The 15,218-nt window shown below is 61.7% G+C and carries 10 protein-coding genes; 9 read left to right on the forward strand and 1 reads right to left on the reverse strand.

Annotation, left to right across the window (positions count from 1 at the left end; translation table 11 throughout):
• Positions 1 to 5 precede the first annotated feature (5 nt).
• The 8 genes from MRX98_RS06660 (at position 6) to MRX98_RS06695 (ending at position 9,505) form a co-directional block, all read left to right on the forward strand.
• Positions 6 to 827: a TetR/AcrR family transcriptional regulator gene (locus MRX98_RS06660; RefSeq protein ID WP_246904155.1), complete on the forward strand. Its 822-nt coding sequence runs from the start codon at positions 6 to 8 to the stop codon at positions 825 to 827.
• A gap of 188 nt (positions 828 to 1,015) precedes the next feature.
• Entirely contained in the window at positions 1,016 to 2,512 is a 1,497-nt protein-coding gene (locus tag MRX98_RS06665; RefSeq protein ID WP_246904157.1) for a 4-hydroxyphenylacetate 3-hydroxylase family protein, read from the forward strand.
• A gap of 171 nt (positions 2,513 to 2,683) precedes the next feature.
• Complete coding sequence (locus MRX98_RS06670) at positions 2,684 to 3,487, forward strand: SDR family NAD(P)-dependent oxidoreductase (RefSeq protein ID WP_246904159.1); 804 nt, start codon at positions 2,684 to 2,686, stop codon at positions 3,485 to 3,487.
• A gap of 111 nt (positions 3,488 to 3,598) precedes the next feature.
• Positions 3,599 to 4,753: an NAD(P)H-dependent flavin oxidoreductase gene (locus MRX98_RS06675; RefSeq protein WP_246904161.1), complete on the forward strand. Its 1,155-nt coding sequence runs from the start codon at positions 3,599 to 3,601 to the stop codon at positions 4,751 to 4,753.
• 13 nt (positions 4,754 to 4,766) lie between these two features.
• Entirely contained in the window at positions 4,767 to 5,861 is a 1,095-nt protein-coding gene (locus MRX98_RS06680; RefSeq protein ID WP_246904163.1) for a 4Fe-4S binding protein, read from the forward strand.
• A 202-nt stretch (positions 5,862 to 6,063) separates the two neighbouring features.
• Complete coding sequence (locus MRX98_RS06685) at positions 6,064 to 6,411, forward strand: hypothetical protein (protein ID WP_246904165.1); 348 nt, start codon at positions 6,064 to 6,066, stop codon at positions 6,409 to 6,411.
• A gap of 130 nt (positions 6,412 to 6,541) precedes the next feature.
• On the forward strand, positions 6,542 to 8,215 hold the full coding sequence (locus MRX98_RS06690) for a long-chain-fatty-acid--CoA ligase (RefSeq protein ID WP_246904167.1): 1,674 nt from the start codon (positions 6,542 to 6,544) through the stop codon (positions 8,213 to 8,215).
• An 81-nt stretch (positions 8,216 to 8,296) separates the two neighbouring features.
• Positions 8,297 to 9,505, forward strand: a complete 1,209-nt coding sequence (locus MRX98_RS06695; RefSeq protein ID WP_246904169.1) for a thiolase family protein — start codon at positions 8,297 to 8,299, stop codon at positions 9,503 to 9,505.
• Between the two features lie 175 nt (positions 9,506 to 9,680).
• Here the strand turns inward: MRX98_RS06695 and MRX98_RS06700 are convergent, their stop codons facing one another.
• Complete coding sequence (locus MRX98_RS06700) at positions 9,681 to 12,125, reverse strand: glycosyltransferase (RefSeq protein ID WP_246904171.1); 2,445 nt, start codon at positions 12,123 to 12,125, stop codon at positions 9,681 to 9,683.
• Positions 12,126 to 12,377: 252 nt separating this feature from the next.
• Between MRX98_RS06700 and MRX98_RS06705 the strand changes: the two genes are divergently transcribed.
• Positions 12,378 to 15,209 carry a polysaccharide deacetylase family protein gene (locus MRX98_RS06705; RefSeq protein ID WP_246904173.1) on the forward strand — a complete coding sequence of 944 codons (2,832 nt, stop codon included), beginning with the start codon at positions 12,378 to 12,380 and terminating at the stop codon, positions 15,207 to 15,209.
• Positions 15,210 to 15,218 lie beyond the last annotated feature (9 nt).

Here is a 15,218-nt window from a genome sequence, read left to right on the forward strand (position 1 = left end):
GTTGAATGGACCATCGCCGGCGCCGTCCGACCAGATCGGTCTTTAATTTTATCCCACTTGACGATATGGTGTTGGCGGATCTCAACAACGCCATCGTTGCGCGCATGGCGAAAACCAACCGACAGCGGAAAGCGGATGTGCCCATGACCTACGCGGAGTTCAGCAAACTGGTGACCATCTCCAAAAAGGATATATTCCAGGAAACCATCGCGGAAAACCGCGAAACCATGCGGGTGAAAAAAGAGAAGACCGTTGCCAAGAATCTGGAAAAAATCTTCAGCGCGGTCTTGAAAATCAGCAATCGCAAGGGGTTCAAGGCCATGAGCATGCGCGACCTGAGCCGCGAAAGCGGCCTGAGCATGGGGGCCCTGTACTCCTACTTTTCCAGCAAGGACGAGCTGCTGGAGATCCTGCAGCACCAGCGGCGCTCCATTTCCGAACGCATTCTCAGGGAACGGGTCAATGCGGCCGGCACGGCACCGGAAAAGCTCAAGGCAGCCATTTTCACCCACCTCTATCTGAGCGAAGCCATGCAGCCGTGGTACTATTTTTCCTTCATGGAGGCCAAGAACCTGAACAAGATCGAACGGGAAAAGGCGGTGGCCGGCGACCTGAACCTGGAACGGGTGTTCGAAAGCATCATCCAGCAAGGGCACAAAGAGGGGGTGTTCCGCGCCCAGAACCCCCAATTAACGGCCAGTACCATCCAGGCCATGCTGCAGGACTGGTACCTCAAGCACTCCAAGTTCGCCAAACGCAACATCACGGTGGACCAATACGCCCAATTCGTGCTGGATCTGCTGACCGCCTTTCTGGCCAAAAAATAGAACGAACGCTCGATTTTATTAATTGACACGCATTTGGACCCCTGGTAATATTCCGGGATTCACCCTACCATTATAATGGTGAATGGCCCGGCTGGATCGCAGGTCGTCGGACCCCGCGCGGCGAGTGATGACACCGATCCCGCCCACAAACACCCAGTTTGCCGGCCACGGCCGGACAAGGAGGCGCCATGAGGAGCAAGCAGGACTACATCGACGGCCTGGCCAAGATGAAGCGCAACATCTATTTCAACGGCGAGCGGATCGATCGCGTCGACCAACGCCAGATGGATTGCATCAACACCATCGGCACCACCTACGACGAAGCGGCCAAGCCGGAAAACCAGGAGCTGTGCACCGCCATCTCCCATCTGACCGGCGAACGCATCAACCGCTTCAACCACATTCACCAGAACACCGACGACCTGCACAAAAAGCAGGACATGACCCGCATGCTGTGCCAGAAGGTGGGCGGCTGCATCCAGCGCTGCATGGGCATCGACGCCACCAACGCCATCTACAACGTCTCCTACGAGGCGGACAAGATGAACAACGGCGCCACCGAGTATCATGAAAACTTCAAGAAGTGGCTGACCCGCTTCCAGAGCGAGGACCTGATCGGCTGCGCGGCCCAGACCGACGTCAAAGGCGATCGCATGCTGCGGCCCGCCGATCAGCCCAATCCGGGCGCCTATGTCTACATCAAGGAGCGGCTCAAGGACGGCATCGTGGTGGAAGGGGCCAAGCTCCACATCTCCGAGGCCTCGGTGGCCGATGAAGTGCTGGTGGTACCCACCCGCGCCCTGCGGCCCGAGGACAAGGATTACGCCGTGGCCTTCGCCGTGCCGGGCGACTGGGACGGCCTCAAACAGGTGGTCACCATTCACAACCTGCGCCCGCGCGAGCATTACAAACGGGGCTTCGTGCCCGGGGCCACCGACTCCTACATGATTTTCGAAAATTGCTTCATCCCCTGGGAGCGGGTCTTTCTGGCCGGCGAACATCAGCACGGCGGCGTGCTGGCCCTGCTGTTCGCCCTGTTCCACCGCCACTCCTATTCGGGCTGCAAGCCGGCCATCGGCGACATCATCCTGGGCAGCGCCGCCCTGGCCGCCGAGGTGAACAATGTGCAAAAAGCTTCCCACATCCGGGAAAAACTGGCCGAAATCATCATGACCACCGAGCTGGGCTATGCGGCCGGCTATACCGCCTCCGACCTGGGCAAACCCGAGGTGTACATCCCGGGCGTCGGCTTCATGCCTTACGGCCCCGGCTCCTACATTCCCAACTCCATCTATTGCAACGTGGGCCGCTGTCTTACCGGCGAAGCGGTCTACCGCGAAGCGGAAATTCTGTGCGACATCGCCGGCGGCGTGGTGGCCACTTTTCCCCACGAAAAGGATTTCGCCAATCCGGAAACCCGGGACCTGCTACTCAAGTACACCCAGCGCAACCCCAACATGCCGGTGGAGGACCAGGCCCAATTCTGGCGCTACCTGGGCGACAGCCTCTGCTCGGCCACCGGCGGCATCAACTGCGTGGGCAACTACCACGGCGGCGGATCGCCGGTCATGGAACAGATCGCCATCACCACCCAGTACGATATCGAGTCCCGTAAAAAGCTGGTGCGCCACATCGCCGGCATGAGCGAAGGGGACCGCGAGGTATTCAGCAAGAAGCAAAAATAAAATCGACACGATATCCCCGGCGAAATCGGCGTTCGACCGCGAAAAAGCACCCCGAAAGGGCAGAGCGGCGGACGCCGCTGCCGCCGATTCAGCCGTACCACCATGCCAAGAGCGCCGGAAGGCTTGACGGCCGTCCGCAGATGCCCTTGGCCACTATTTCTTGGAGCCCGAATGTCCCAGAACAGCACCGGCCGCCTGAAGGCCAAAACCGCCATCATCACCGGCGCCGCCAGCGGCATCGGCCGCGCCGCCGCCATCCTCTTCGCCCGCGAGGGCGCCAACCTGGTCCTGGCCGACATGCAGGCGCCGGCCCTGGCCGAAACCTTGGCCATGGTCAAGGACAACGGCGCCCAAGGCGTCACCCGCATCACCAACGTGGCCGATGAGCAGGAGGTCAAGGCCCTGATCGCCTTGGCCCTGGAAAGCTATGGCCAAATCGACATCGTCTGCAACAACGCCGGCATCACCGGTCAATACGTCGGCCCCGAAGAGTGGGAAGGCGAGGACTGGCTGCGGGTCTACAGCGTCAATGTGCTGGGAGCGGTTTACACCATCAAGCACGCCGCCCCCCACATGAAAGAAAGGCGCAGCGGCGCCATCGTCAACACCGCCTCGGTGGCCGGCATCCGCTCCGGCGCCGGCGGCAACGCCTACAGCGCCAGCAAGGCGGCCTTGATCAACTTCACCATGACCGCCGCCTGCGACCTGGGCGGCTACAATGTGCGCGTCAACGCCGTCTGCCCCGGTCTGATCGAAACCGGCATGACCAAGCCGGTGTTCGATTACGCCCGCTCCAAGGGCAAGGAGGAAAAGTTGGGCAGCCGCTGCGAGCTGCGGCGCTATGGCCGACCGGAGGAGGTGGCCGCGGCCATCCTGTTCCTGGCCGGCGACGAAGCGAGCTACATCACCGGCCAGGCCCTGCCCGTGGACGGCGGCAACACCGCTTCCCTCAATTTGCCGGGCATGAAAGTGTAAGCCGGCTGCGCCGGACCTATTACAGCCGGACCTATTGCAAACGAAGTGCCGAAGGGCGGCCCGCGGCCGCTTCGCGATGGACATTGAACAGGACGAATAAGGAGAAAAGCCATGGCCCGACCCGTTTTGCGAACCCCTTTGTGTGACATGCTCAATATCGAGTATCCCATTCTCAGCGCCGGTATGGGACCGACCCTGATCGGCGAGAAAACCGGCGCGCCGGTGGAACTGGTGGTGGCGGTTTCCGAAGCCGGCGGCCTCGGCGTGCTGGGCGGCAGCGGTTATACGGTGGAAGAGCTGCGCGAGGCAATCCGCGAAATCAAGAAACAGACCGACAAGCCCTTCGGCGTGGATCTGCTGCTGCCCAAAAAACTGGACCTGGACGGCGGCATGGGCAGCAAGCAGGTGGAAAAGCTGCCTCTGCAGGCCATCCTGGAGACCATTCCCAAACCCCACAAGGATTGGGTCAATAAGATCAAGACGGAAATGGGCCTGCCCGATACGCAGATCATGGTGCGCATGAACACCACCACCATGCGGCCCAAGGAATCGGTGCAGGTGTGCATCGAAGAGAAGGTGCCCCTGTTCTGCGCCGGTCTGGGCAATCCCGGTTTCATGGTGCCCGAGGCCCACGCCAACGGCATGAAGGTGCTGGCCATCACCGGCAACGCCAAAAACGCCAAACGTTTGGCCGAGGCGGGCATCGACTTGCTGGTGGCCCAGGGCCACGAAGGCGGCGGGCACACCGGCCGCATCGGCACGATGGCATTGCTGCCCGCCGCCATGGACGCCGCCGCGCCCGTGCCCCTACTGGCCGCCGGCGGCATCGGCGACGGCCGCGGTATCGCCGCCGCCCTGGCCATGGGGTGCACCGGCGTCTGGATCGGCACCCGGTTCCTGGCCACGGATGAGGGCGGCGCCCTGCCGGTCAACAAGCAGCGCATCCTCTCCTCCACCGACGAGGACACCCGCGTCAGCACCGCCTACACCGGCAAAACGCTGCGCGCCAGCTACAACAAGTTTCACGACCTGTGGGCCGAGTCGGGCCTGGCGCCCCTGCCCTTCCCCACCCAGGTGATGATCTCATCGGCCCTGTTGGACGGTTTCATCGCTGCTAACAAGGACGAGTACGTCGGCGGCCTGGCCGGACAGATTTCCGGCATCATCAAAGAGATCAAACCCGCCCGCCAGGTGCTGGAAGAGATGGTCGCCGAAACCGTCGACATCCTGGGCCGCCGTTTGCCCCAGACCGTAAAAGTCAAATAGGAGCGCACCCCTCATGACCTCGCCCGTCTACACACGCCTGCGCGAACAGCTGGACCAATACTCGGTGGGCTATCCCGCCACCGCCTCGGGGATCGAACTCAAAATCCTGCAGCGCCTCTTCACCGAGGAAGAGGCGGCCCTCTATCTGGACATGACCATGATGCTGGAAACCCCGGAGGAGGTGGCGACACGCACCGGCGCCGACCCCGCCGTCATGGCGCAGATGCTGGAAACCATGGCCGCCAAGGGCCTTTTGTTCCGGCAACGGCGGCCCGATGAGGTACGTTACGGCGCCGTGGCTTTCGTCATCGGTTCCTACGAGTTTCAGCTCAAGAACATGGATCGCGAGCTGGCCGAAATGGTGGAACAATACCTGGAGGAGGGCTTGCTCGATTTTACGCCGGGCAAGAACATCCTGCCCCTGCGCACCATCCCCATCCGGCAAAGCATCCCCGTTTCCCACCCGGTGGCACCCTACGCCCAGGCCCGGGAGATCATCATGAAGAAGGACAAAATCGCTCTGGCTGACTGCATCTGCCGGGTGCAGCAGGGACTGCTGGACAAGGGGTGCGACAAACCCCTGGAGGTGTGTCTCTCCTTCGGCTCCCATGCCGAATATTACGTGGAAAACAAGATGGGTCGTTTCATCAGCCAGGAAGAGGCCCTGGCCGTGCTGGATGTCTGCGAAAAGGCCGGCCTGGTCAACCAGCCGGCCAACATGGTCAACCCCGGCGGCATGTGCAACTGCTGCGGCGACTGTTGCGGGGTGCTGCGTTCCCTTTCCAAATTGCCCAAGCCGGCCGAGGCGGTGCACAACGACTATTATGCCGTGGTGGACGCCGACCTTTGCACCGGCTGCGAAACCTGCATGGACCGCTGCCAGATCGCGGCCATCACCATGAACGACCAGCCGGCCGCCGTGATCGACCGGGACCGCTGCATCGGCTGCGGCTTGTGCGTCACCACCTGCCCGGTCGAAGCCATCCGCCTGGAACTCAAGCCCGCGGAGCAGCAGCTCAAACCGCCGTCCAGCGGGCGCAAACTGATGACCCGCACGGCCAAGGTGCGGGGAACCTCCTTGATCCCGCTTTCCATGATCGATCAATGAGCAATGGAAACCACGAAAGGGTATTGCAACAATTCCGGGACTTGACTATAAAGCGGAACATCCCGGCCGTATGCGCCACCCGGCCACCAAATGGAAATTGATCCAACAACGACCGCGTATGCATGCCCGGGCCCCTGCGGTCCGGCATGCACGCGCATATGCAGGCCCCGACACAAGGCCGAAATGTATAATTGAAACGGATGTGCACCATCACCCGGAACCGTCAGCCGAACACCGCAAAGGCACCGGACCGAACATCGATCTGCAACATCCCCGATTTGCCATGCAAAAGCCGTTGGACAACACAAAACTGAATGCCTGCCTTGTCGCCCCGAACTCTGTCGGACGCTGCGGGCCCACGCCCCATGTCCTCGACGGGGCCGGCCGGCGGGACCTGCTGGTCCATGGTATGGCGGCCTTCACGCCGGAGAATCCGGCCGAGGGAATCAACGGGGAGTGCTACGGTCAGCGCCAAATGACGGGTTATGCGACAGGCTGGGACAATCGGTGCAACGGCGTGCGCGCGGGCTGGGAGGAGGACAGCCGATGATCGTGCATGCAATGGATTATGGCAACAGGATGATTTTGGCGTTCACGTGCGCGTTCCGGCGCCCAGCGGGTCCGGGAACGGGTACGATTCGGCAATGGATGCAGATTGACTGAAAGATCAGGAGGCGCAAATGGAAACACGGATCTGGCACGACCACTACGATTTCAGCGTTCCGCCCACCGTTCGATATCCCCGCATTCCGGCCCATGAATTGCTCAACATCGCGGCCAACACCATGCCCGACAAGGCGGCCCTGAACCTGTACGGCACCGAGCTGACCTTCTGGCAGGTGCGCCAACAGACAATGCGCATGGCCAACGCCCTGGCCGGGCTGGGTGTGAAAAAGGGCGACCGGGTCGCCGTCCATTTGCCCAACAGCCCCCAGTATGTGATCGCCTATTATGCCGCCATGTCCCTGGGCGCCATCGTCGTCAACCTCAATCCCATGTACACCGCCGAGGAGCTGACGGCCATCGCCGGCAACACGGGCATCAACACCCTGTTCACCTTCGACCTGGTGCTACCCAACATTCAGGCATTGTGCGCCGCGGTGGAAATCCCCCATGTCATCGTCACCCGGGTCACCGACTACATCGACGGGTTCGGGGTGAGCACCGCCGCCGACTTGCAACTGGCCGAAGGGTGGCACCATTTTTCCGCCCTACTGGACAGCAGCACCCGCACCATTCCCCAGAAAATCAACGTGCTGCCGGCAGACCCGGCCCTGATCCAATTCACCGGCGGCACCACCGGCGTACCCAAGGGGGCCGTGCTGACCCACGGCAACATCATCGCCGCCACCTTGCAGGCCAGCCTCTGGGGATCGTACCTGAACAACATGACCCCGCCGGAAAAACGCAGCGTGCTGGCCATACTGCCCTTTTTCCATGTCTACGGCGACATCATCGTGCTCAACTGGGGCATGCTCAACTGTGCCACCCAGTACCTGGTGCCGCGCTTCGACATCGAGGAGATCATGGGGCTGCTGGCCGGCATCGAGCGCATCCAGTTTTTTCCCGCCGTGCCCACCATGATCAATGCCATTCTCAACCACCCCAAGGCCGAGTCCATGGAATTGGGCAAGAAATTCGGTCTGCTCAACAGCGGCGGCGCCCCTTGCCCCGTGGGCCTGATCGAACGCGCCAAGGACCTGGGCGTGGCCTTCAGCGAAGGATGGGGCATGAGCGAAACCACCTCCACCGGCACGGCCAACCCCAACCTTGGGCTCAAGAAACCGGGCAGCATCGGCATTCCCATCTGCGACACCGACATCAAGCTGGTGGACCCCAACGACGGTGTGACCGAGGTTGCGCCGGGCGAGCGGGGCGAGCTGCTGGTCAAGGGCCCCCAGGTGATGCAGGGCTACTGGAACAACCCCGAAGAGACCGCCAATCAGCTCAAGGACGGCTGGCTCTACACCGGCGACGTGGCCGTGCAGGACGAGGACGGTTACATCTTCATCGTGGACCGCACCAAGGACATGATCATCGCCGGCGGCTACAACATTTATCCGCGGGAGATCGACGAAGTATTGTTCCGCCACCCCAAGGTGGCCGAGGCCGTGGCCGTCGGCGTGCCCGACGAATACCGGGGCGAAACCATCAAGGTGTTCGTGACCCTCAAGCCGGGCCAGAGCGCCACCGAAGAAGAGATCATCGATTTTTGCAAGGACAAACTGGCACCCTACAAACGGCCCAAGATGGTGGAGTTCCGCGACACCATACCCAAATCGGCGGTCGGCAAGGTGCTGCGCAAAGTACTGCGCGCCGAAGAGGAAGCCAAATTGAAAGGTTCATCCTCCTGATGGCGCGTGTGAATCCGGAAATCCCGTCCCAATTTTTTGCGGGATTCTTTTTATCATCCATTCAACCAAGGAGAGAAAAACATGTCGGAAAGAGAAGTCGTATTTGTTGATGCCGTAAGAACCGCATTCGGCCGCATGGGCGGTACCCTGCGCGACATCCCCGCCACCAAGCTGGCCAGCATCGCTATCAAGGGGTTGTTGGAAAAGACCAAGATTCTGGAAAAGGGCAAAGTGGATAGTGTCTTCATGGGTATCGCCGCCCACTGCTCCGTGGCCGTCAACCCGGCCCGCTGGGCACTGCTGGACGCCGGCCTGCCCTACGAAACTTCCGCCTCCTACGTGGAGATGCAGTGCGGCTCGGCCATCGACTCCATCAACCACGCCGCCTGGAAAATCCTCTGCGGCCAGGCCGATGTCATCATTGCCGGCGGCTCCGAGGCCTACAGCCAGATCCCGGCCAAGTTCTCCATGTCCAACCCGCCTTACAAGTTGATCCCCCCCATGCCCCTGCGCCTGACCCTCTCCCCGAAGGACGAGGAAGCCATCGGCATGGGCCTGACCGCCGAAAACCTGCAGAAGATGTACAACATTCCCCGCGAGGCATCGGACGAATTCGCCTACAACAGCCAGATGCGGGCCAAGCACGCCATGGAAAACGGTTACTTCGACGATGAAATCGTTCCTGTCACCTTCCCGGCCACCCGCAAGACCCCCGAAGTGGTGTTCAAGGTGGATGAGCACCCGCGTGCCGACACAACACTGCAAGGGCTGGCCAAGCTGCCCCCCGCCTTCACCAAGGACGGCACCGTCACCGCCGGCAACGCCTCCGGGCGCAACGACGGCGGCGCCATGGTGCTGATGATGACCGCCGAAAAGGCCAAGGAACTGGGCTACACCCCCATGGCCAAATGGCTCAGCGGCGCCGACTACGGCGTGGATCCCAAAATCATGGGCATCGGCCCGGCCTACGCCCTGCCCATCGCCCTCAAGCGCGCCGGCATCAAGCTCTCCCAGTGCGACGTCATGGAGTGCAACGAAGCCTTCGCCGTGCAGAACCTGGCCGTGATCAAAGAGGTGGAAAACCTGACCGGCGAAAAAGTGGACATGGACAAGTGGAACCCCAACGGCGGCGCCATCGCCTTCGGCCACCCCAACGGCGCCTCCGGCGCCCGCGTCTGCATGTTCGCCATGCGTGAGCTGATCCGCCGCGGCGGCCGCTACGGCTTCTTCAGCTCCTGCTGTGGCGGCGGTCTCGGCGTGGCCACCGTGATCGAAAACCTGCAGCGCTAAAAAAGCACCAGCACCGACGCAAGATACAATGCCCCGGAACCCTTGGGATCCGGGGCATTGCTTTTCCCTTTATAGGGGCCAGTAAGGGGACGCCCTTTATATTTTTATATTTCTGCCTTTTTTGGGCAGAAATATAAAAATATAAAGGGCGTCCCCTTTTACACGAGAAGGGCTGCTATCCCGCCGCCCGCATGAGGCCGTCTATCGGGCCTTCTTCCTGAAACATGCGCCACATCCCCAGAAAGGCATTTTCGAAGGATCGCTTTTCCATGCCGGCGCGGGCGGCACGCCCCATTGACCTGCGTCGGTCGCCATCGACGACCAGGGTACGGATCGCCGCCAACAGGCTTTCGGCGTCGTCGCGCCGGCACACGATGCCGGTCCGGTCGGGGATCATGTTTTCGGCAGGACCGCCGCAATCCGAGACCACAACCGGCAAACCGGAGGCCTGGGCTTCCAGCACGACATTGCCGAAGGTGTCGGTGGTGCTGGGAAAAACGAAGATATCGCTGGATGCATAGACCGCGGCCAGCCGGTCGCCCTCCAGATAACCGGTGAACCAGCAGGGCAGACCGTGCATCGCAGTGCGCATCTCCTCCAGATAGGGGCCATCGCCCACCACCACCAATTGCACCTTTTGCCCTTCGGTCACCAACTGCCGGAATACCCGGGTCAGCAGATGCAAATTCTTCTCCTTTGAAACCCGCCCCACGTATAGCAGCTTGACACCGTCCGCCTGCACGAACCGCTTGTGCAACAGCCCGTTGCGCTTGGCCGGGTGGAAACGCTCGACGTCGATCCCCCTTGGGTAGATGCGGATTTTTGTCGGATCGATCCCTTTTGCAACCAGCTCGTCTTTTGTACTGCGCGACGGCGCATAGATGGTGTCGAGCTGATCGTAGTACCAGATCACGTACTTCCAGGCCAACTCGGCGATGGTGCTGTCCCCCGTAAGAATTTGGGCATACTGGGGAATGGCGGTGTGATACGTGCCGCTGATGGGCAAATTGAGAATGCGGGCGATTGCCAGGGCTGCCAGCCCCAGGGGGCCGGGGGTGGCGGTGTGGATTTGATCGATTTGGTTCTCGTAGCAATAGGCCAGCATGTCCAACAGGGGTGGGTAGAAAATCTTCTGCTCTGGGTACTCCGGCAGACAATAGGTGCCGATGGGCTGGAAGTTGCAGACGCCGGGCATTTCCGATGCCTCGTCGTCTTCCCGGCAGGTGATCAGCGTATAGGATTTGTGATTTTTCAGCGCCGCCTGTACCTGCTGCTGCAAGGTGAGGGCCACGCCATTGACTTCGTAAAAGGTGTCGGTGAAGTGGGCCAGACGAAAATCGTCCTCCGTTGTGCTATCCGGCGCCGGACAGAAGCGCCGCTGCAATGCCCGGCTGAAGAGCCGATCCTTGGAAAATTGAGCATAAGCGACAAAATAGGGGGCCAGCAGGGTGTAAAGCCCACCGGCCGATCCGATGGTGGAGAAGATATTGAACACATTGGCGCCGGACAAATTATCGAGCAGGTGATCGCCGAAATGGCGCATCACACCCTTTGATGCACGATTGACGAAGGCGTGCCACTTGCGCTCTTTGGTATCGCCCCCCGCCGCCATATCGTCTCCGGCGAAGAACGACGGGTCCTCATGCATCAAGTGCGCGCTTTCGTGACGCAGCAAGTGCAGCAGCGAGTCGGTCAAGGGTGCCTCGGCCCGCCTCTCCTTGCGATGCTGCCAAAACAGGTAGACCCGTGCAAACAGGCCGGTGTGCCCGTCGGCATCCGGCCGCAACTGGCGATCCATGAAACGCAACAGCGCATCCTTGTCGGTGTACCGGTCCAGGTCGAATTTACTGCGATAGAATTGATAGGCGATGCTGTAAAAGTTGTGTCCCATGGTCAGGGGGGTGGCCGGCCGACTTTCGATGCGCAGGATCGGAATCGTCCCTGGATCGTTGAGCGCCGCAGGTGTTTCGGCATGGCCGATGTCGGTGAAGGTGTGCGCGATGTTCAAGCCGCTGTGATCATCGGAGCCGGCCCACAAGTACTTCTGCCACGGGTCCGGATAATGGGGCGCCAAATCGTGGCGCTCACTGAGCCGTACCATGATGTCCGGCGTCAATCGCCCCACCACCTGGCGCAAACAGTCGTTCTCCCGGGGACTGCGGGCACCGTTGAGCTCCAGGTGCTGAAACAGCAGCAGCAATCGCTCCACGTGGTCCATGGTCAGCAAACCGTTGACGGCGAACAGCGGATGGGCCGCGATGGCGATGATCCGCTCCCGATGCAGATAGGCCACCAGGTCGAAGATGTTCTCGCGCACCTTCTGGATTTCACGGTGCTGTGCTTCGCTGATATGCAAGGCCAGGACGTGGATTTTACACCCGTTGTCGGGAAAATAGGTCGTGATCTCCTCGCTGATGAAGGCGCCGGGCAAATGGGCGATTTCCAGGGCGCCGTCGATGCAGTTGTGGTCGGTGATCGTGACATGGCTCATGCCCCGGCGTTTGGCGGTCTGGTAAAGCTTCAAGGGTTCGGTGAAACTCTCCGGGCACCCCATCTTCTGCAAAATCCATTGGCTTGGGCGTTTCGAGTGTTTCGAGTGCACATGAATGTCGATGCGCATAAGATGGCCTCCTTTGGCGGTTATTCGCATTGACCCTTCAATTGCCCCACGAAGATTAGAACGGGATTAGGATTGCAATAGAATTTGATGAAGACGCACCTTTTTTCGGGCAGTAGGAATGGTAATGACCAAAGAGCTCCGCATGCCGTTGTTGGGGTCATCCGTGTGTGTTAGATTTGTGTTAGAGAATGGTTCGGCAAAAGTGAGGCCGCTGCAATACACCTTGCCGGCGGCCTTCCGGGAGAGATGGCGATGAGACCCAAAACATTACGACGCCGTGTCGGCACGGCCTGCTTGATCGGCGCCGCCGGCCTGCTGCTCCTGGCGGCGGTGGCCCATGCCTTCCTGCAGCGTCCTTTGTCGTCCGATCACGCCATCCACATCGCCTTCGGTTTTCACGTGAACCTTTACCACTCTTTTCGCAACGACACCAACGATGCCTCGGGCTTCGGCCAGGACATCCGGGTCATCCGCCACATCATCGACGCCCTGGACCGCCTCAATGCGCAGGGCGTCCCGGTCAAAGGGGTGTGGGACTTCGACAATCTCTTCTCCCTGGAGGAGATCCTGCCCCGCCACGCGCCGGACATCATCGAAGCCATCCAGCGACGGGTCCGCCACCATGGCGATGAAGTGATCCTGATGTCCTACAACAACGGCATGGTGTCGGCCATGACCGCCGACGAACTGCGCACCGCCATGGCATGGGCGGTGTCCAATCCGCAGCGCAGCGGCGTGGCCGATCTCTTTGACACATACAGCCCCATCGTACGGCCCCAGGAGATGATGACCACCCCGGGCAGCTTCGCCATCTACCGCGAAATGGGCATCCAGGCGGTGGCTCTCTACTACAGCGCCACCCCCTTCGATGCCTTTCGGGTTTTCACGCGCCCCCTGAGCCCGGCCGAGGCCCACAACCCGATCCTTTACCACGATCCCCGCACCGGGGAAGAGATGACCATCGTGCCCACCTACCATTTCGGCGATCTGGTGGACCAGGTCAGCCTGCGCCGTTGGGTCAACCGCCTGCGGGCCCTGCAACTGCGGGGAGAGCTGAACCACGACGCCCTGATCTTCATCAACTACGATGCCGACTCGGAGTTGTGGGGCGGCATCGATCTGCCCCGCGGCCTGCGCTGGCTGCCCAACACCGGCGGCATCGAAGCCCTGGTGCGGGAAGTGAGCGATCTGGAATATGTCCGCTTCACCACCGTCGGCGAATACCTTGCCGACCGGCCGCCCGTGGGCACCTTCCATTTCGGCCAGGACACCGCCGACGGCAGCTTCAACGGCTACAGCTCCTGGGCCGAAAAGGCCGACGCCACCCGCTACTGGACCAGCATCGAACGCAACCGCCGGGTGTGCGCCGCCGCCCGCCGCGCCACGGCCCTGTCGGCGGATGACGCGATAAAAACAAGAATCAGCGCCATGATCGAACAGGCCGTGCAACTGCGCCTGCGGGCCCTGTCCACCACCCATTTCGGCATGGCCACCCCGTTTCTCGCCGCCCAGCGGCAAGAGGTGGCCGATGCCTTGCTGACCGACCTCGACCGTCTTTCCGAAAACCTTGAGCAGGCCCTGAGAACGCACTTGCAACAAACATTGAACGACCAGGCGCCATCCGACGATAATCGAGCGGAACGGTTGGACACCCTCATGGTGATCGGCACATCACCGGCGGCCGACAGCGGCGGCCATCGCTTTATATCCATGCCGCTGCCCGCTGCAACCGATATGCGTGGCCGCTTTCACCTGACGGGCACCGACGGTGTTCCCATTGTGGCCGTGCCTTTAGGCATCACCCCGGACCGTTGCGGCGCTCATCGGCACCTTTTTTATATCGACAATGCCCGGGGACTGGCCGATGGGGTGTATGGCCTTTATCGTTCCAAAACAAATCCCGCGAACAACGCGCTGTCGCGTGGAGCCGTGTCGGCGTCCCACCATGGGTTGGCCAACCAACGGCTTACCGTTCGCCTGGACCATCAAGGCGAACCGGAAGGCATCTACCTCGACGGCCGGCGCCAGGTGGAAGCCGGTAGCCTGTTGCCGCACCTGGTCTATGCCGGCCGGCGCATCGAAGTCACCGATCTGGTGGTAACGACACACACGGCGGCCGACGGCGGATCGGCCACCCTTGCACTCAGCGGCACGCTGCCGGCGCCCGGCGCCGACGCCATCTCCAATGGCCGGATGGTGTATCGCCTGAGCGTCGCGGCGCACCTGCCCTATCTCTTCCTGGAAGGCCGCCTGACCTACCCCGCCACCGCGACGACGGACCGGATCAAACCCGGTGTGCCGGGCCTGGAGCGAACGGCGGACCTGCGCTGGGAAGAGACAGCCCCGGCGGAGATCCGTTTCGCACCCCGCGCCACGCCGCGGCAGCCGCCCCGGGTGCTCAAGCACAACTACCTGGGCGTGACCAGCGCATACGCCCTGGACTACTTCCGCCATGACCGCCGCAACCTTGACCTGGACAATGTCAACAACCACATCACGGCGACCTATGCGGCCGTGGTCGCCGACCGACACGGATTGGCCCTGGCCATGGACACCGGCCTGCAAGCCAACTTCGCCTTCGCCCCCATGCGCATGGCGCACGAAGCGGACAGCGACACCCTGGCCGTGAAGATCAATCCCTTCGGCACCTACCACGGCCGGCAATACCGTCCACCCACCACCGGCAACGGCCACGGCTTCGAAGCGACCCTGCAGGCCGGCGAACAGTTCGCCGCCTCGGCCCCCACCTTCAACGGGGTCTCGCAGAATTTCGGCCTGATGCTCGCCTTCTTCCATGGACCGGAACTGCCCGCCGATCTCCAACGCGATCTGATCGCCTACGCACGACAGCCGCTGGTCTTCTCCATGCGGCATGTGCCGGCGGCGCCTTCCCGTAAAGAGACCACCGCCGCCGCGCCCTGCGGCCAAATCGAACACCGGCAGGCGGACGCACGTCTGCAAGACGATAACCGGATCCGGGCCAACAAAACCGTCCCCGCCCATCAGCCGGAGATGCCCCTTTTGCTCGGCCTGCGGGTGGTGTGGGCCAATCTGCGCGCCCTGCTTGCGGCGCATTTTCGCTAAGGGCTCACG

The organism is Desulfatitalea alkaliphila (assembly GCF_022968795.1).
Lineage (GTDB): Bacteria > Desulfobacterota > Desulfobacteria > Desulfobacterales > Desulfosarcinaceae > Desulfatitalea > Desulfatitalea alkaliphila.